The organism is Pontibacter ramchanderi (genome assembly GCF_002846395.1).
GTDB classification, from domain to species: domain Bacteria; phylum Bacteroidota; class Bacteroidia; order Cytophagales; family Hymenobacteraceae; genus Pontibacter; species Pontibacter ramchanderi.
The window spans coordinates 66289-83943 of the sequence record NZ_PJMU01000003.1 but is presented as its reverse complement, the minus strand read 5'-3'; the positions used below and the strand labels follow the sequence as shown (position 1 = coordinate 83943).

24 protein-coding genes are annotated in these 17655 nt (G+C 54.4%); 9 read left to right on the top strand and 15 right to left on the bottom strand.

What is annotated here, in order from left to right; all coding sequences use genetic code 11:
• Positions 1-33: 33 nt before the first annotated feature.
• The 3 genes from BD749_RS13110 to BD749_RS13100 form a co-directional block, all read right to left on the bottom strand.
• Positions 34-426, bottom strand: a complete 393-nt coding sequence (locus BD749_RS13110) for a hypothetical protein (protein ID WP_101444980.1) — start codon at positions 424-426, stop codon at positions 34-36.
• Positions 427-545: 119 nt separating this feature from the next.
• Positions 546-1976, bottom strand: coding sequence for an aldehyde dehydrogenase (locus BD749_RS13105; RefSeq protein WP_101444978.1), 1431 nt, complete (start codon positions 1974-1976; stop codon positions 546-548).
• Between the two features lie 13 nt (positions 1977-1989).
• Complete coding sequence (locus BD749_RS13100; protein WP_101444976.1) at positions 1990-2832, bottom strand: SDR family oxidoreductase; 843 nt, start codon at positions 2830-2832, stop codon at positions 1990-1992.
• A gap of 213 nt (positions 2833-3045) precedes the next feature.
• Between BD749_RS13100 and BD749_RS13095 the strand changes: the two genes are divergently transcribed.
• From BD749_RS13095 to BD749_RS13055, 9 genes are all read left to right on the top strand, one after another.
• Complete coding sequence (locus tag BD749_RS13095) at positions 3046-3906, top strand: hydroxymethylglutaryl-CoA lyase (RefSeq protein WP_101444973.1); 861 nt, start codon at positions 3046-3048, stop codon at positions 3904-3906.
• Positions 3907-3908: 2 nt separating this feature from the next.
• On the top strand, positions 3909-4649 hold the full coding sequence (locus tag BD749_RS13090) for a (Fe-S)-binding protein (protein WP_101444967.1): 741 nt from the start codon (positions 3909-3911) through the stop codon (positions 4647-4649).
• A 609-nt stretch (positions 4650-5258) separates the two neighbouring features.
• A complete protein-coding gene (locus tag BD749_RS13085; protein WP_245869185.1) occupies positions 5259-6032 on the top strand; it encodes a transporter in 774 nt (257 codons plus the stop codon).
• 12 nt (positions 6033-6044) lie between these two features.
• A complete protein-coding gene (locus BD749_RS13080) occupies positions 6045-6920 on the top strand; it encodes a TIGR02587 family membrane protein (protein ID WP_101444965.1) in 876 nt (291 codons plus the stop codon).
• Between the two features lie 8 nt (positions 6921-6928).
• Positions 6929-7363 (top strand): hypothetical protein, encoded by a 435-nt coding sequence (locus BD749_RS13075; RefSeq protein ID WP_101444963.1) that lies wholly within the window; start codon positions 6929-6931, stop codon positions 7361-7363.
• Positions 7364-7406: 43 nt separating this feature from the next.
• Positions 7407-8375 (top strand): cyanophycinase, encoded by a 969-nt coding sequence (locus BD749_RS13070; RefSeq protein ID WP_245869182.1) that lies wholly within the window; start codon positions 7407-7409, stop codon positions 8373-8375.
• 72 nt (positions 8376-8447) lie between these two features.
• Positions 8448-8846, top strand: a complete 399-nt coding sequence (locus BD749_RS13065; protein WP_101444961.1) for a hypothetical protein — start codon at positions 8448-8450, stop codon at positions 8844-8846.
• Entirely contained in the window at positions 8839-9927 is a 1089-nt protein-coding gene (locus BD749_RS13060; RefSeq protein WP_101444959.1) for a hypothetical protein, read from the top strand. The genes BD749_RS13065 and BD749_RS13060 overlap by 8 nt, the downstream gene beginning before the upstream one ends.
• 45 nt (positions 9928-9972) lie before the next feature.
• The gene (locus BD749_RS13055) at positions 9973-10206 is read left to right on the top strand and encodes a hypothetical protein (protein WP_101444956.1); all 234 of its coding nucleotides are present in this window, start codon (positions 9973-9975) and stop codon (positions 10204-10206) included.
• Positions 10207-10260: 54 nt separating this feature from the next.
• Here BD749_RS13055 and BD749_RS13050 read toward each other — a convergent pair whose 3' ends face one another.
• From BD749_RS13050 to BD749_RS12990, 12 genes are all read right to left on the bottom strand, one after another.
• Positions 10261-10821: a tetratricopeptide repeat protein gene (locus BD749_RS13050; RefSeq protein WP_101444954.1), complete on the bottom strand. Its 561-nt coding sequence runs from the start codon at positions 10819-10821 to the stop codon at positions 10261-10263.
• 64 nt (positions 10822-10885) lie between these two features.
• Positions 10886-11269, bottom strand: coding sequence for a DUF3037 domain-containing protein (locus tag BD749_RS13045; protein ID WP_101444951.1), 384 nt, complete (start codon positions 11267-11269; stop codon positions 10886-10888).
• A complete protein-coding gene (locus BD749_RS13040) occupies positions 11247-12047 on the bottom strand; it encodes a HipA family kinase (protein WP_101444948.1) in 801 nt (266 codons plus the stop codon). Before BD749_RS13040 ends, BD749_RS13045 begins: the two co-directional genes overlap by 23 nt.
• A 71-nt stretch (positions 12048-12118) precedes the next feature.
• Positions 12119-12538, bottom strand: a complete 420-nt coding sequence (locus BD749_RS13035; RefSeq protein ID WP_101444945.1) for a hypothetical protein — start codon at positions 12536-12538, stop codon at positions 12119-12121.
• An 85-nt stretch (positions 12539-12623) separates the two neighbouring features.
• Complete coding sequence (locus BD749_RS13030) at positions 12624-13085, bottom strand: tetratricopeptide repeat protein (RefSeq protein WP_143741266.1); 462 nt, start codon at positions 13083-13085, stop codon at positions 12624-12626.
• 464 nt (positions 13086-13549) lie between these two features.
• Entirely contained in the window at positions 13550-13873 is a 324-nt protein-coding gene (locus BD749_RS13020) for a 2Fe-2S iron-sulfur cluster-binding protein (RefSeq protein WP_101444939.1), read from the bottom strand.
• The gene (locus tag BD749_RS13015; protein ID WP_101444937.1) at positions 13873-14886 is read right to left on the bottom strand and encodes an NAD(P)/FAD-dependent oxidoreductase; all 1014 of its coding nucleotides are present in this window, start codon (positions 14884-14886) and stop codon (positions 13873-13875) included. The genes BD749_RS13020 and BD749_RS13015 overlap by 1 nt, the downstream gene beginning before the upstream one ends.
• A 140-nt stretch (positions 14887-15026) precedes the next feature.
• Positions 15027-15305, bottom strand: a complete 279-nt coding sequence (locus tag BD749_RS13010; protein WP_101444934.1) for a hypothetical protein — start codon at positions 15303-15305, stop codon at positions 15027-15029.
• Positions 15306-15316: 11 nt separating this feature from the next.
• The gene (locus BD749_RS13005; protein ID WP_101444932.1) at positions 15317-15607 is read right to left on the bottom strand and encodes a hypothetical protein; all 291 of its coding nucleotides are present in this window, start codon (positions 15605-15607) and stop codon (positions 15317-15319) included.
• Positions 15608-15652: 45 nt separating this feature from the next.
• Positions 15653-15940 carry a hypothetical protein gene (locus BD749_RS13000; protein ID WP_101444931.1) on the bottom strand — a complete coding sequence of 96 codons (288 nt, stop codon included), beginning with the start codon at positions 15938-15940 and terminating at the stop codon, positions 15653-15655.
• 28 nt (positions 15941-15968) lie between these two features.
• Positions 15969-17210, bottom strand: coding sequence for a DUF4153 domain-containing protein (locus BD749_RS12995; protein WP_101444930.1), 1242 nt, complete (start codon positions 17208-17210; stop codon positions 15969-15971).
• Positions 17211-17263: 53 nt separating this feature from the next.
• Positions 17264-17602, bottom strand: a complete 339-nt coding sequence (locus BD749_RS12990) for a potassium transporter KefB (protein WP_101444929.1) — start codon at positions 17600-17602, stop codon at positions 17264-17266.
• Positions 17603-17655: the final 53 nt, after the last annotated feature.

Here is a 17655-nt window from a genome sequence, read left to right as displayed (position 1 = left end):
GTAGCCTTTGGCTGTCGGCCAAAGGTAACAAATTTAGTGTACCACGCGAAGCACTGGTTCTTCGAGCGGTGTGCGGGTCTCAGGGTCTACCGTAAAATAGCCCACCATACTTGGCCCATACCCCAGATTCAGTTCCACAAATTTGTTTTGCTCGGGCAGCATGCGGATCACTTCCTGCTGCAGGCTACCATATTTTTCGAGCAGTTCCTTCAGCTTCTGTTCTTTGTCGTTCAGGGTGTTCTGGGGTTGCTGGTTGGTGAGGTGCTGCTCCAGGTTCTGCTCCGGGTCAAAGTCAGGTTTCATGCTCTGCAGCGACAGCAGTTCTACCTCCAGCAGCCGGATGTCGCGCTCCACGTGCAGGTACTCCTTCACCTTTTCCTCCAGGGGTACCAGCGATTCGTCCAGGTATTCAATCAGGTTTTCCATAGTTTTATCAGGTATAAGAGGGTGTACAGCTGCTATACGGCATCCGCCCTCATTTATTTGCATACGTGAAGTACTAGGGCTCGGCTACATACCTTCCGCTGGTATACCTATACCTTAGCTTACAGCCACTTGAATATCTTTCTGATAAAAGCAAGCCGGTTGCCGTAAGGCGGATAGCGAAGCGGAAGGTCGATCCAGGTGCCGCGGTGCACGACACTTTTCTGGTTAGAGAACAGCTCAAAACTTGCCTGCCCGTGGTAGCTCCCCACGCCGCTTTCGCCCACGCCTCCAAAAGGAAGGTTAGGGTTGATGAGATGGGATATGGTATCATTGATGCAGCCTCCCCCGAAGTGGGCCTGCTCCAGCACCTGTTGCTGCTGCCACTTGTCCGATGAGAAGAAGTACAGGGCAAGTGGCTTCTCTCGGGCATTTACCTGCCGGATGGCCTCATCCAGCTGGGAATAGGTGAGCACAGGCAGAATCGGGCCGAAAATCTCCTCCTGCATGACGGGGTGCTGCCAGGTTACCTGGTCCAGCACGGTGGGGGCGATGAAACGGCTTTCGGCGTCGTGCTGCCCGCCTATCCGCACTTTGCCGTCCTGCAGGTAATTGCTCAGGCGCTGGTAATGCCGGTCGTTGATGATGCGGGCAAAGTCCGGGCTGTGCCGTGGTGAGTCGCCGTAAAACTCGTGGATGGCGATGCGCAGCCGCTCGATCAGTTCGTCCTTTACCTGTTCTTGCACCAATAGGTAGTCGGGGGCTACGCAGGTCTGGCCGGCATTCATGAACTTACCCCAGGCGATGCGCCGCGCTGCCAGCCCAAGGTCAGCGTCTTCGGCCACAATCACAGGGCTTTTGCCGCCGAGCTCCAGCGTAACCGGCGTCAGGTGCTCTGCGGCTGCTTTCATTACCACGCGCCCCACCTGAGTGCTTCCTGTGAAGAAAATAAAGTCGAACCGCTGGGCTAGCAGGTGTTGCGTGGTTGACACACCACCTTGCACTACAGCGACCAGGCGCGGGTCAAACGTTACGGCAATAAGCCTTGCGATGACTGCCGAAGTAGCAGGCGTGAGCTCAGAGGGCTTGATGATGGTGCAATTGCCTGCCGCCAGCGCGCCGATCAGGGGGTTAAGCACCAATTGCAGTGGGTAGTTCCAGGGGCCGATGATAAGTGCTACGCCATAAGGCTGTGAATAAATATAGCTGCGGGCCGGGAAGTTGAGTAGCGTCTCGCTGACGGGCTGTGGTTTGGCCCACCGTTCCATGTGCTTCAGGGCGAGCTGCAGCTCCTTCTCGACAAAGCCAATTTCGGTGGTGTAAGTTTCAAAGGCCGGTTTCCGGAAGTCAGCATACATAGCATCGATCAGCTCCTGCTCGTGACTGCGTATAGCTTCCAGCAGGCGCTGGAGTTGTGCTTTGCGGAAAGCGATATCCAGGGTATGGCCTCCGGCAAAAAAGGAGCGTTGCTGCTCGAGCAGGTCCAGCACGGCCTGCGGGTCTGCTTCCTTGGCGGGGCTGACCCTGTTTACAAAGGTGTTTGTTGCGTTCATAGCGGGTAAAGGGTTAGGTTGCGTGTGTCGGCTTTGTGTCGGCAGCCGGCCGCCCGGTAAAGGCATTCATGGAGGTATAGACCCCAAACCACTGGCCTGCCACCACGTCGAACACGCGGGTAGGAAGAAGGCCTCGCAGCAAGGGGAGAAGGTTGACAATAAAAGGCTTGCGCAACAGGATCTTGTTCTGCTCCACAGCCTGCAGAATGGCTTCGGCAATGGTATCGGGTTGCAGGATGGGTGTTAGGAACGGCGCCTTCACGCCGGCAAACATGCCGGTATCAATGTAACTTGGGGTAACGGTGGTCACTTTCAACTGCGGGCCGGTCTGCTCCAACTCCAGCCGCAGACTTTCTGACCAGCCGAGCAACGCCCATTTGCTGGCCGCATACACGCTCATACGCGGATTGGGAAGCAGGCCTGCCGCCGAGGCGATGTTTACGATATGGCCCTTGCCACGGGCCACCATGGCCGGCAAAAAAGCCTGTGTCACCAGCATGGCGCCCAGCACATTTACCTGCAGGGTACGCTCTATCTCGGTTATGCTGTGCTCCACGAAAGGCTTGCCCACTACAATGCCCGCATTGTTGATCAATATATCAGGCGCGCCAAAACAGTCTTTTACAGCGTCTGCAGCCTGTTGCACCTGTGCCGCATCGCCAATGTTCAGCTGCCAGGTATGCACTTCATGGCCTGCCTCGCTCAACTCCAGGCGCATCTGTTGCAGGCCATCCGGGTTTATGTCCCACACCAGCAAACGGGTGGCGCCTCGATGCAGGCATTTGCTGCCCATCAACTTGCCTATTCCCGAAACTCCTCCTGTTATGAGTACTGTGCTCTTCCTGATGTGGGTCATCCTGCTCTTGGTAAGTAACCTCTGTATTTCGCAAGCAAAATATAGGAGATTGGCGGCATATATAAAAATTATTATACCGTTATCCTTCTTTAGATGCCCTGGATAAGCCCAGCCTTGCGTTGCTATACCTGGCGTATGCAAATTATCACCTACACACCAACCCAAGCAGGCGCTTATTTGTATCTTTGACAAAACGACCAAAATCGCTTTTCTATGACAGACGATACCATTAAACTGATCGAGTGCCCGCGCGATGCCATGCAGGGCCTGCACGATTTTATACCTACACAGACCAAGATCGACTATATCAATAAGCTGCTACAGGTGGGCTTCGACACGATCGACTTTGGGAGCTTCGTATCGCCCAAAGCTATTCCGCAGCTGGCCGACACCACCGAGGTGCTGGCCGGGCTCGAACTGGGCAGTACCCGCTCCAAACTGCTGGCCATCATAGCCAATGTGCGCGGGGCAGAGGAAGCGGCCACCCATGCGGCCATCGATTACCTGGGCTTTCCGCTTTCGGTGTCCGAAACGTTTCAGCAGCGTAACACCAACAAGAGCATCGCCGAGGCCATGGACCAACTGGCCCAGATACAGGACATTTGCCAGCGCCAGGGTAAATCCCTCGTGACCTACATCAGCATGGGCTTCGGAAACCCTTATAACGACCCCTGGGATGCGGCTACCGTGATCCGGTTTGTGGAGGAGCTGGATAAACTGGGCGTCAGGATCATCTCGCTATCCGATACCATTGGCGTATCCAACCCGGAGAACATCAGCTACCTGTTCAAGGAGCTTATACCTGCTTTCCCACACATCGAGTTTGGAGCGCACCTGCATACCACCCCCACCACCTGGCACGAAAAAGTAGAGGCCGCCTACCAGGCCGGTTGCCGTCGGTTTGATGGGGCCATGCGCGGGTACGGGGGCTGCCCCATGGCCAAAGACGAACTCGTGGGCAATATGGCCACCGAAAATTTGGTCAGCTACTTCGAAAATAATGCCTTAAATTTGGGGCTTGACAAAGAGGCCTTTGCTGCCGCGCTGGCGGCTTCAGGCTCTGTTTTCTCCTGATTATGGCAAGAAGAACCATTGTAGATATTTTCATTCCCTGCTTCGTAGATCAGCTGCATCCCGAAACAGGCTTGAGTATGGTGAAGGTACTCGAGGGCTTAGGCTGCGAAGTGAACTATAACCCCAATCAGACCTGCTGCGGGCAGCCTGCCTTCAATGCCGGCTTTTTCGACGAGGCACGCGAAGTTGCCAATAAGTTTCTGGACGATTTCTCAAACGAGACCTCGCACTACATTGTAGCACCCTCGGCGAGTTGCGTGGGCATGGTGCGCAATGCCTACCAGGATATTTTTGTGAAGTCCTCGAAGTTGGTGAAGTACCGCGCCATGCAGAAGAAAGTGTTTGAGCTGACCGAGTTCCTGACGGATGTGCTCAAGGTATCGCAGGTGCCCGGTGCCCGCCTCGACGGGAAAGCCACCTACCACGACTCCTGCAGCGCCCTCCGCGAATGCCACATCAAAGAAGGACCGCGCGCACTGCTGCAGGGCGTTCATGGCCTCGAGCTGGTTGAGATGGAAGACACCGAAACCTGCTGCGGCTTTGGCGGTACCTTTGCCGTTAAGTTCGAAGCTATTTCGGTAGCCATGGCCGAGCAGAAAGTAGAAAATGCACTGGCCACTGGCGCCAACTACATCATTTCCACCGACAGTAGCTGCCTGATGCACCTGAACGGTTATATCCAGAAAAACAAAAAACCGATCAAGACCATGCATATTGCCGATGTGCTGGCCAGTGGTTGGTAAAGCACACGCATAGGTATAAAATGAAAGGCCGGGCGCTAAAAACGTCCGGCCTTTTTTGGCTGCGTAGAAACACGTAGGGGAGCAGTTTATATACTGAAAATACTTGATTAAGAACGGATTAGGGGCTTCTGGGCTTACCTGCAGCGGCCTTCGCCGTATAAGAACACATAACAGCATTCAGGCTGCGAAGTGCTTTGGTTTTAGGTTGGTTGAACCAGGTGCGCCTGCCCTTAGCAGGTAGACTGCCAAACAGAGTGCTGTTTTGAATGACCATGTACTTGCCGCTATCTGGGGTGCGTTTAGTGGTTTGTACATGTTTACAGAGGGAGTCGGTATCTGTTATTTTATAATGCAGGCGGTTGGAACCGGCTCCCTTTTTTTCTCTCCCTCGATGAACTCCCTTTTTCTTCCGCTCTTAAGAGAGCAGTCTTTGTAAGCAGCTTCCCTGTTCTGCTGGTCTTCCTGAATGTATTTTGCGGCTTTGCGGCATTTGCCGGTAACGGGTGGAAAAATACGACCCTGCTACGTGCAAATCGGTATTTGTGTGGCTTGCACCCTACCTGTTGGATACATAAGCGTATACAGCGCAACAGATGCACACACAAGGTCATGATAGGAAATAAAACGCGCGTGCTGTTGCTGCTCAGTTTTTTGGTCAGCGCTGCGATGCTACCAGCACATGCGCAACAGGAACGGGAAGATATCAATGCCGACAGACCCGACCGGTCGCAGGGGCCTGGTATTGTGTCGCGTGGATTTGTGCAGTTAGAGGCCGGTTACAACTACCAGAAGCTGAACGATGCGATCCGAACACATGCATACCCTACGGCCCTGCTGCGCATCGGCCTGCTAGAGGGTGTGGAGCTGCGCCTGCAGGGTGCTATCAAGGACTCGGTCATTGAGAACGGCACGTCGCGCAGGATCAAAGGGTGGGGGCCATTGAGTGTTGGTACCAAAGTGAAGCTATGGAAGGAAAGCGGCTGGCGACCGGAGGCTGCTTTGAGTGCGATGCTGGCCCTGCCCCTGGGGAGCGATGTTTTCAAACCGGATAATGCGGAGCCCCAGTTTAGCCTTGGTTTCAGCAATGCTATTTCCGAGAAGCTGGACCTGACTTACAACCTGGGCTACGGCTGGACAGGTGGCAACCCCGAGTTTTCGTACGGTGCCAACATTACCCGGCAATTCATAGATAGACTGTCGCTATACCTGGAGGTGTTTGGAGATAAGGGAAGGGGCGAGCCCGCCGAGCACCAGGCCGACCTGGGACTTTTATTCCTGCTGTTGCCCAATCTGCAGTTCGATCTGGCGGCTGGGAGGCGGCTTAACAAAGCAGCCCCGCGCCGCTTCGTCACGACTGGTCTGGCATTTCGGTTCCCTCGTTAACGTGCAGCAGGTATGGCAAACGACAAGAAGATAAGACCTGTCCGGAAATCGCTGCAAGAGTATGCCCGGGGTATAGCCGGAGGCCTGTTGTTCAGCTTCCCGTTGCTCTATACCATGGAGGTATGGTGGGCTGGCTTTACGGCGTCGCCGGTGCAGTTGCTGCTCATGGTGCTCGTTACGTACCTGCTTCTGCTGGGGTACAACCGCTACGCAGGTATGCGGCCCGGAGCCTCGTGGCGCAGTGTCTTCATCGATTCGGTAGAGGAAATGGGCCTTGGCATCGTGCTGGCCTTTGCGGTGCTGTTCGTGCTCAACCGCATCGAGTTCGGGGGCATGTCGATAGAAGAGATCATGGGAAAAGTGATCGTAGAGGCAATGGCCGTTTCGATTGGTGTTTCTGTGGGGACGGCACAGCTTGGCAGCCCGGAGGATGAGCCGGAAGAGGAGGACGAGGTGAAGACGGAAGCAAAGGAAGCCGGCTGGCGCACCGGGCTGAGGAGCAAGGTAAGTCTGGTGGTGCTGGCGCTTTGCGGCAGCGTCATCGTGGGTGGCAACGTAGCCCCTACCGAAGAGGTCATTGTGCTGGCCGTTGGGGCCGAGCCCCTGCACATCCTGCTGATGGCCGTGCTCTCGCTGGCTATGAGTGTGGTGGTCGTGTACTTCAGCGATTTCAAAGGCACAGGGCATCACCAAAAAAAAAACCTGGCTTTCGCCATTACACTCGACACCTGCCTGAGTTACCTTACGGCGCTGGCGGCCTCGGCCTTTCTGCTCTGGTTTTTCGGTCGCTTTGAGGGTGTCGATTTTGAGATAGCTTTTGCCCAGTGCATTGTGCTGGGTGTGTTGGCAAGCCTGGGTGCCTCGGCCGGCAGGCTCCTGATTAAGTAACCAATTGAATGGAAGAACAACACGAAGTAAAGAAGGCGCAGCGCTCGGATAGGGCCGGCGATGACGACGATAAAAATGCCCTGGAGTGGACGGTGTTTGCCATTAGCCTGGTGCTGGTGCTGGCCATACTGGCCTATCTGGGTTACATGGCCTATACCAGCAAACCGTCAACCCCCGACCTTACAGTAGAGTACTTTCACGACCCCGCTCCCCATGCCCCGCAGCGCTACCGGGTAGTGGTGGAAAACAAAGGCGGCGAAACCGCGGAAGAGGTGCAGGTGGAACTCACCCTTCAACGGGACGGAGAAGAGGTAGAGCAGGCCGAACTGAGTATTGCTTTCTCCCCGAAAGAGTCGAAGCGGGAGGGCTGGGTGATCTTTAGAGAAAACATAAGGCAGACTGACTCGCTTGCGGCAAGGGTAGTGAGCTACAAGCGGCCATAAATAATATTAAAAGTGATTCTGTAAACTAATCCTGACGTGACTTATGGCAAAGAAAAAAGAAAGTGATCATGGCAATCCGGTGACGGAGCAGACGGCAATGCAGGAGCAGAAGGACCTGGTGCTAGAAAAGCTCGAGATGAAAAAACGCGCTCATGGGAAGGCGCTGCCTGTGCCCAAAGGAAAGCTTTTGGCAATAGGCGGGAAGGAGAGCAAAAGCACTGATAAAGAGACGGAAACGCAGGAGAACAACATTGACTTTATCGCAGAGCAGATTCTGCAGCGCTTCGTGGATGAGCTCAAAGGCTCCAACCCGCTTATACTGGTGGTTCCCACGGCCTCCACAGAGCCAGAGGAAGCAGCGAAGGACTACGTGAAGCTGTTTCGCCAGCTGGAACAGAAAAACATCGAAGTGCTCAACATCAAAGTAAGAACAGATGCCTTTGATGCGGAGAATCTCAAACTGGTGGAGCGGGCCGCTGGCATCATCTTCACAGGAGGAGACCAGCTGCGCCTGACCGCTATACTGGGCGGCACACCACTCCTGCAACTGATGAAGCAGCGCTATACCTACGACGATATCATCATAGCCGGCACCAGCGCCGGGGCCACAGCACTGTCCACGCCGATGATCTACGAAGGGGAAACCCAGGGCGGCATGCTCAAAGGCGATGTGCGCATCACCACCGGACTTGAGTTTTTAAAGAACGTCGCCATCGACACGCACTTCATTGCCCGCGGGCGCATCGTACGCATGGCCCAGGCCATTGCCACCAATCCGGGCTGCATCGGCATCGGCATTGAGGAAGACACGGCCATACTGGTGACAGATGGAAACCGTGTGGAGGTGGTGGGAAGCGGTCTGGTGACGGTAGTGGACGGCACAGGCATCTCTAAATCGACCATCCACGAGATCAAAACAGGACAGCCCTTTACCGTCTGCGACCTGAAGGTGCATCTGGCGGCAGACACAGAAACATTTGACATCCCCTTCTACGAGATGCTCCACATATAGCGGGAGGGGATGCGACACTTGCAGTTTTAAAAACACAGGAAAACGAGGCCATACAAACAATAAAAACAGAGCATGCAAAACCGACTTGCACTGGTGGCTATACTGCAGGGAACTTACTGGGCAGCCACTGGCATCTGGCCACTGCTGCATATGCCCAGCTTTCTGTGGGTGACGGGGCCGAAGGAAGACCTCTGGCTGGTGCGCACCGTCAGTATCCTGATCCTGGTGATCGGCCTGGTGTTGCTAACGGCCGGGATCAGGAAAAACGTAACAGCCGAGATCAAGTGGCTAGGTATAGGCGGAGCGGCCGGCCTTGGTTTTATTGATGTGTACTACAGCCTGAATGATATAATCCGGAACGTCTATTTGCTGGATGCCGTAGGAGAATTGGCCCTGATACTGCTCTGGCTTTGGGCCGGGCGACAGGGCTTGAAAACCTCTAGAAGCAACCAACACACCCCACATGACTAATCCTGTACACCGCTCCACACGTCCCATCCGCACCAGACACTACCGCCACATCGAAGAACTTGCCAGCGAATCGCGGCAGGACCTGCCGGAGTCAGGGATGCGGCGCCGCGCCATTGCCATGACCTTGCTGCAGCAGTACAGCCCGTTACCAGAGCGGCCCAGCCTGGTGTCGAGCGCTGACGGCGCGCTGGAGGCGATGGTCTTTACTGTGCCGGCCTATGTGCTCAGGCACCGCGACAACCCCCTCTGGAAGGTATACAGCGACATGTTCCGGAAACTGCCCGCCTATACGGAGCTCCACTTGCTGGTACCCGACGACGGCAAGACCCGACCACAATTGGAAAACTGGCTGAGAGAGCATGATTTGCTGCAGCGATGCCACTTTCACGAAGTGCCGGAGGCCATCAAAATACTGGTATGGGCCGAAGATGACTACGAAGTGGTGCACGACAAGGCAAACGGTAGCTATTGCCTGTTGCAGCCGCACTCACATCGCCGGGCTGCCGACGATTACACGGGCTATTTCCTGAGCAAATCGCTGGGTATTAACCGCGTAAAAGCCCCGATCTATTTTGAGGGCGGCAACCTGCTTGTCGGCGACGATTTCTTTTTGATGGGCGCCGACTACATCGTGGATTCCATGCTCGACCTGGGCGGTGTGCTCTTTCCAGAAAAGGGCACCCTGGCCACCGAGCAACTGGCGCAGCTGTACAGGCGCTACCTCGACCACGAGCGTACCTTCTTTCAGGTGGGTAGTCTGCTGTACGTGCCGCAGGAGGAAGACCAGAAGTTTGAGCTCAATGGCGAAACCTGGACCGAGACCCTGCACAACAAAAACATAGAGGGCACCGTGCAACCGCTCTTTCACATCGATATGTTCCTGACCCTGGCCGGGCGTGGCAAATCGGGCAAATACACGGTGCTGGTGGGCGACACACGCCTGGCGGCTGAAGTGCTGGGAGAGGAGCTGGGAAATTACGGTATACCCGATGTGTTTGATGATGTGGCGGCCCTACTGGAGCGGCAAGGCTTTGAGGTAGTCCGGAACCCCCTGCCTGTTACCTATGTCGATGATCCGTAAGAGAAAAAGCGCAAATGGTACTACGCCACCTCCAACAACGCGGTAGTGGAGATTAAAAGCGAAACCGATAAAACTGTTTGGCTACCCACCTACGGCCACGGCAATTGGGAATACCTTCGCAAAACCGACGAAGCCAACAAGCAGGTATGGGAAGAGCTCGGTTTCAGGGTCGTTCAGCTGGAGGATTTCAATCCATTTGCCGAAAAATCAGGCGCGCTGCATTGTATCAAAAAGTATCTGAGAAGGGGAAAACCAGCGCTGGAAAGAAAAGAACCTTAGCGGGTTTTGCGTGCACCAGGCAGGACATTTGCACGGCAACGCCTCAGGTATAGCCTACTCTTCGAAATACACGGTATAGGTCTGTAAGGTATCTTGTGTCAGTTCCTGGGCTTTTACGCGATCGGCCTCTGCTTCTGCCTTCTGGCCTAGCATATACCTGGCTGCGCCGCGTCCGTAGAGGGCATCGTAGTAAAAGCTTTCGCTCCTGGCGGCAGGTATAACCGCGTTGTAATCTTCCAGCGCCGCCTCGTACTTGCCCAGCTCCAGCCGCATTTCGGCGCGGTGGTATCGAAAGTTCAGGTCATCCGGGTATAGCGCCAGGGCCTCGCTCAGGGCTGCTTCGGCCTGCGCATAGTTCTTGTCGTAGCGGTAGCTCCAGTACAGCAGGTCGTGCGTTTGGCGGTCGCCGTGCCCCTGCTCAATCAGGGCATCGAAGAAATAGCTTGCCTCTTTAAACGCGTTCGGATTTCCCATGATGCCTTCCTCCAGCTTCGCCTCTGCATTCTTGCGCATCTTTTTGGTGCTCGCGAAAAAGTAGGGGTCTGAGAGCATCAGAACCAGGAATACGATTGCGCCAATGGTCAGAACAATGGTGATGATGCGGGAGATGTTCATAGAGGAAAGTCTGGGTGATGCGAATATAACAAAAAGCCAGTCAGATTGAGTTGCACGACACAGGCTACAGCACCAGGTCGCGGTGCAACTTTTCCAGGGTTTGGGCGGGGTCGAGGCAGAGGCCCGGGTGCACGGCAGAGGTCTGCACAATGGTGCTGCGGTTGGCTGTGAGCCACCGGAAACGGGAGGCCGTGCCCAACTGACCAATCGGCCCGCCTTCGCGGCGGCCGTCGCATACCTTCTCAATAGCCAGCAGGCGTGCCCGCAGCTCTTCTATGTCCAACTCCCCGAACGCAGCCTGTAGCCGGGCCTCGTTCAAGGTATAGCGCATCTGCAAAAAGCCACGGGAACTGCAGAGCAGGATAACGCCTACATTCAAAAACTCTTCGCGCTCCACCCGCGGCACCACCCGAATCACGGCGTACTCAAATAAGTGTCTTTCTTGCATCTTGGGCGGCTTTCACAAAAATATCTGAATGGGCTAACCTGATCTCGAAGAAGCGGGCATAGGCCTGCCGGTGCTCCGCGGCTGTGGCAAACGGCGACTCCACACCAGTTAGCCACTCGTCAGGTATAAGGGCCAGGATTTCCTGAATGCGGGCAGGGGTGAGCGCTTCACGGCCCGCTTTGTCTGCCGTTTCCAACTCGCTGGCCTGCGGCAACAGCACGTGGTCTTTGATCATGGCAAACGGGCGGTTGGCCTGCTCTTCCCAGTTGTCCCAGGAGTGGTGGAAGAAAAGGGAAGCGCCATGGTCGATGAGCCAGAGCTCCTTCTTCCACATAAGCATGTTGGTGTTGCGGGCGGTGCGGTCTACGTTGGTCACCAGGGCATCGAGCCACACGATGCGCGAAGCCAGATCGGCGTCGATGGTGGTCACCACCGGGTCGAAGGTGATGGCGCCGGACAGGTAGTGCGAGCCCAGGTTGAGTCCTTCGCTGGCGCGCAGCAGGTCCTGTATCTCCTCGTCGGGCTCGGTGCGGCCAAAGGCTTCGTCGAGGTGCATAAACACAATCTCCGGAATCCGAAAGCCCAGTGTTCGGGCGATTTCACCCACGATCAGTTCGGCAATCAGCACTTTAATGCCCTGCCCCGCGCCCCTGAACTTGAGGACGTACAGAAACTCGTCGTCCGCCTCGACAATGGCGGGCAGGGACCCGCCTTCGCGCAAAGGGGTAATGTAGCGGATAACGTTTATGGTCCGGATCTCCGGTGATCTTTGATTCATAGGTGCAACTTACGAAATTTCTGAAGCCCCGGCCAGGTATAGCTGTCAAAGGCCACAGCCTGCCCATGGGCTCAGGCCATAATGGTGCGCCTGGAAATGGCGTAGCCGGCAAAGGCCATGGGCAGGTAGGCAAAAGTCAGGTCCAGTATGGTGAACCAGGCAGGAGAGGGAAGCATGAATACACTCGCTATACCCCCGGCCAGGAAAAAGACACCAATCGCCATCGCAAATTTAAACTTGTGCGCAGCGGCCAAGGTAGCTGCCAAAAAGGCGCCCGTTAAAGTACCCAGCGCATGGGCCAGAAATGGAAAAATAAAATGCTTCGGCTCAAACAAATGCATGCTTGCCTGAAGCCCTTCGGTAGTGGTCACGTCGGCCCCGCTCGGAGGTGGAATAACAGAGCCACTGACCGAGATCAGCGCCATATTGACTATGCTGCCAACAATAATGCCTGCCAGCACAGCCAGGGTGTTGCGAAGGATAGGATGCATATCGGTTCCGAGTGATTGGTTGAGGTGGTTGATTGGTTATAGGTTAACGGTTTTGCTATGGTGCGTTCATGCACTATAGGTTAGGTTAGCTATCACTCTTTTTTTGAGCCTTTAAAAGCTCTTCTTCTGCCAATTCCATAAGTTCTCTATTGTTTGTAGTCGGATTCAGTTCATACCCCTTTTTTAGATAGTAGTGAGCTTTTTCATAATCCTGAAATGCAATCATGTAAGTTAGCCCCAAGTTATGATAACAGTCGGCAATTCTATAGCCAAGCTCTGCTGCTCTATGATAATCTCTTGCTGCACTTTCAAAATCATCTAATTTCGCACTTGAAAAAGCCCTTTTGTAGAAAGCTTCAGCATTGAGTGAATCAATTTCTAAAACAGTAGTGTATTTTTCAATAGCAAGCTTGAAGTTGTCACTATTGTAGGCTTTGTCTGCCTCAGAAAGTGCAGTTGTATAGGATTCAGTGGTTTTTGAATCTGAAAATTTCTGCTCAGTACAACTTAGAAGCAAGAATATTACTGCAGGTAAAATATATTTCATTTTTTGAGAGTGCTAGCTAACTATTTGCTAGCAGGAGTGCCTACTCCTGCTATCTGCACTATGTGCGGAGTACTGTTTGGCTCTTTTCTACATGGTTTTTTAATTTGAGGGCCTTTTATTTCCATCACTTCCATAGCGCTACACTAATATAGTTCTTTTCTACAGATTGTCAAGCGGGCTCATGATTTTGTCTGGCGCGTGGGTAGTCACATGCGTACAGGTCTCGGTTGTCTTGCTGTTTCTGGGCCCGAGAAGCATCTGGAGCGGTCCATTTTGCCTGTGCCGCCCCTTTGCAGGCGCAGTAGCAGGGCGTGGTAAGTGCGTATGGTATAGAGAGAATAGTTAAACAGGAAGAGGTTCTCAATATAAGGCATTAAACTACAAACGCTCAGGTATAGCCAAACAAAAAGCCATACCCTGTGCAGGTATGGCTTTCCGGTTTTTCAGGTATAAAGTATAGCGACTTATGCTTCCGGCATCAGGCGCACTACCAGTCCGTCGAGCTCGGGGTTGACGCGCAGCTGGCACGAAAGGCGGCTGGTGGCCGTGGCGTGAGGCAGCGTTTCGAGCATGTAGGCTTCGTCGTCGCCGGGCTCTGGCAGTTCGCCGCTTTCGAGCACCTCCACGTGGCAGGTGGCGCAGATGGCCATACCACCACAGATCGCCGGCACGTCCAGCTCATTCGCCTTCATCACTTCCATCACCGAAAGGCCCATGTCGGTCGGTGCCTCCAGCGTCACGCGGCTACCATCTGGCAGCTCCACATGTATGTTGATCAGCTCCTCCATTAGCTCAGCTCCTGTATACCGTTTACGGTGGTGTACTTCAACACAAACTTCTTGTCCGGGTAAATGATGTTGTAAGCACTCTGAGCCATCAAAGCCGACTCGTGGAAGCCACACAGGATCAGCTTCAGCTTGCCCGGATAAGTGTTAATGTCGCCGATGGCGTATACGCCCGGAATGTTGGTGGAGTAGTCGAAGGTGTTCACCACGATGGCGCCCTTCTCCAGTTCCAGTCCCCAGTTCTCGAGCGGGCCCAGCTTTGGCACCAGACCGAACAGTGGGATGAAGTAATCGGTCTCGATCTTGTACTCATCCTTGTTGTCGATGAGCACAGTCACGGAGTCTATCTTACCGTTGCCATGCACATCGGTCACGTTCGACTTCAGCAGCAGTTTGATCTGTCCTTCCTCGGCCATGGTCAGCACTTTCTCCGCCGACTCGGGCGCTCCCCTAAAGGTAGAGCCGCGGTGCACAAGGGTAAGCTCTTCGGCTACACCGGCCAGGTAAATGGCCCAGTCCAGGGCAGAGTCGCCGCCGCCGGCCAGCACCACTTTCTTGCTGCGGAACAGCTCCGGGTCGCGCACCATGTAGGTCACGCCTTTGCCTTCAAAGTTTTCGAGGCTTTCGATGGCCGGTTTGCGCGGCTCAAAAGAACCCAGTCCACCGGCAATGGCCACCACCTTACAGGCAATCTCAGTGCCTTCGGAAGTGCGTACAATGAACGAGCCGTCCTCCTGCCTGTCGAGTTCTTCCACGCGCTCACCCAGGGTAAAGGTCGGGTGGAAAGGCTCGATCTGCTTCATCAGGTTATCCACCAGCTCACCAGCCAGAATCGACGGGAAGCCAGGTATGTCGTAGATTGGTTTTTTAGGGTAGATCTCGGCCAGCTGGCCACCCACCACCGGCAGGGCATCTACTACGTGGCAGCGCATTTTCAGCAAACCTGCCTCAAACACTGCGAACAGTCCCACAGGACCTGCGCCCACAATGCATATATCGGTTGTTATTCTGTCCATTTAAAATTGCTTTTGATCGATCAATTTTCTCCCGTAAAGATACGGCCATGTGTTAAGCTTCCATAGCAAATTCTGTTATAAAACGGGGCGGCTCACAGCTTTCGCCGCAAACCGCCCCGTTTATGCCGTGCCGGATGAGATTAAATTAGCGCTTTGTCCAGCATATCGCCCAGGTCGCTCACGCCTAGTGTGAACATAAACAACACGATGGCCAGTATAATTTTAACCACCACAGGTATAGAGATGTTCAGATGCCGCTTCAGGTAGGCGTTGGCCGGCGGGAGGTACACGAGCGAGAGCAAGAGGTAGGCTATACCAGGCACAGGGTGTACCAGCACCAGGTTCAGGACGCCCACAGCTGCCACCACCAGTCCGAAAAACCAGCCGAGCAGGGGATAGGTTAAGGTATAAGCTTTCATAGTGCTGCTGCTTAACTGCCTGCAAAAGGAGTTCCGAAAATGCCCACTGCCAGCTCTGCCCAGATCAGGAAGAAGACCAGCAAAATGAGGCCTATGACAACCAGTCTGGACTCGGTGTTCTTCACTTTGCGGAGCACGAACTCTGCCGCGAGCCCAGTGCCGAGCAGCAGAATGCCCATGATCACGAAATCAAACAGTCCCCAGTCTACTTCGCTGGTGAACTGCATGGCGATAAGCGGAATAAGCAGCAGGAAAGCCACTGCGAGCACAATGCCGATAAGTCTTTTGTTTTGCGTTACCATATCTGTTTTTGTTTATGATGAATTGATTTTGAAAGTATTCAGATGTTAAAAATCCAGTAGCATCAGCTCGATCTTGTCATCCAATTCGGCCACACCCAGCGCCGACCACAGGATGAAGAGCGCCAGTATGATCCGGACTGGCAGTGGAATGGTGTAGCCTGTTGCCTCTTGTAGAACAGTCGCCATAGGAGGGAAGTACACATGCGCCAGTATGATCACCAACAGGCCGTAGCCGCCATCGTTTCCCCAAAACGTATTGATGAACCCGATCGCCAGAAAGAGAAAACCCGCGAGCCAACTGACTACATTCCCGATTTGCAATGATTTTTCCATGCCGTGTATTTTGATATTGTGTAAGCGATTAGTTGAAGCCGAATAGCAGTGGAAAGAGAAACACGACTACGATGGTCCAGGCAAAGTATACCGGAATGTAGAGCACGATAGCGCGCCCGACTTCGGTGATGGCGGCCTTACGGGTAGCTGCCTTCCACAGCATAACCGTCACGATGAGCAGGTGCACCAGTATGAGCACGTTGCCTCCCATCACCGCCACCCGGTTCGGCGTAAGGCCCCACTCCGAAATCCGGAACGAAATGGCAGACAGCGCAATGCCGTTCACGATTACTGTTACGAGCGAAAGCAGAAGCAGCACCCATACTGCTGAGCGTTCACTTGACTTGCCGGAGCTCTCCGCTACCGAGAAAAAGATCAGCGCCATCACCCCGATCAGGAGCACGTTGAAGAGCAGCAGAAACTCGCGGTCGTTGTAGGGGTCCTTGCCGGAGTAGATGATGGCTCCCAGGTAAATCACCAGCATGACGAGCACCAACGGACTGAAGATGCGGGCTATAACCGGTGACACTTTGTCGACCAGCTGCGGGTTGTTTTGCGTGAGGTAGGCGGCCACGATGGGCACAGCCGGCAAGCCAAAGGCGACGATGTACTCAAAATAAAACGCCTCGATCCGAAGCCCGATCAGCGCAAAAAGGCCGATCGTTATACCTGTCATCATGCCGCCCGCTATTACCAGCATCGCCGACATTACGGCCAGGTCGCCGTTGAAGCGCAGGAAGCTGAGGCGCTTTTGCGACAGGTGCAGGTCCTTGCCGGAATACGACACCCCGAGCAGCACCCACAGCAACAAAGGCAGGTGGATGCAGGCCAGTACCAGGGTGTCGCTTTGGCTGTTGGGCAGCAAGTTGATGTATAGCGCGCAAACGGCCGTGATGGCAGCGATAAGAGCAACCCGGTTTGCCGGCAGCTTGTTTCGCCAGGCGAAGTAGACCATCAGGGGCGGGAGCACAAAGAAACCGAGGTTGCGCGGGTAGTAGAAGTCCTCGCTGATCGGGAAGATGGCCGGCAGCTTCACCAGTACACCTGCCACCAGCGCGAGGATCACCACAAACCCAAACTCCCGGTTGAAGCGCCAGAAAACCTCCTCTGTTTCATAGTGGAGCCTCGCTTGCCAGAACGAAGCCAAAGGCTCGCCGCTCAGCTGCGGGTATAGGCTGCTGAAGGCCTGTTTAAAGCTGGCCTTGTCGGACCGGTACAGTTTCTCTAACTGCCTGGGGTTGTCCAGTTGCGCTAGTATCTGCTCTTTCATGTGGCTATACCTGTTTGGTTATTTTTGAAAATGATCTTTATAGCATTTATCGCTTAGTCCCACAGCGTACCGGCCAAACCCAGCACAGAACCCAGCCACAGCCCCACCAGGTAGATCAGTGCACTGAGTACCACCGCGATGCCCTTGTGAATGCCGAGTCTGCGGTGATAATGAAGCAGCATGTAGTTGATAAAGCCACCCAGCGCACCGGCCATGGTCACAACGATGAGTGGCCTTAACACCCAAAGTTTGCCCCAGGCCGGATCAGGATTTTGCACCCCAGCCAGAAAGAGGGCCATCAGGGCCAGTGCGAAGGCAGCGCCTGTGAGTGTGCGACGGCCTGCCGCGGCGGTTAGCACATTTTGATTTTGAAAGTCGTTTTGCTGTACCATGTCAATCTTGGGTTTGTGTGTATACCTGTTTTCGTGTTTAAAGTACTTTGAAG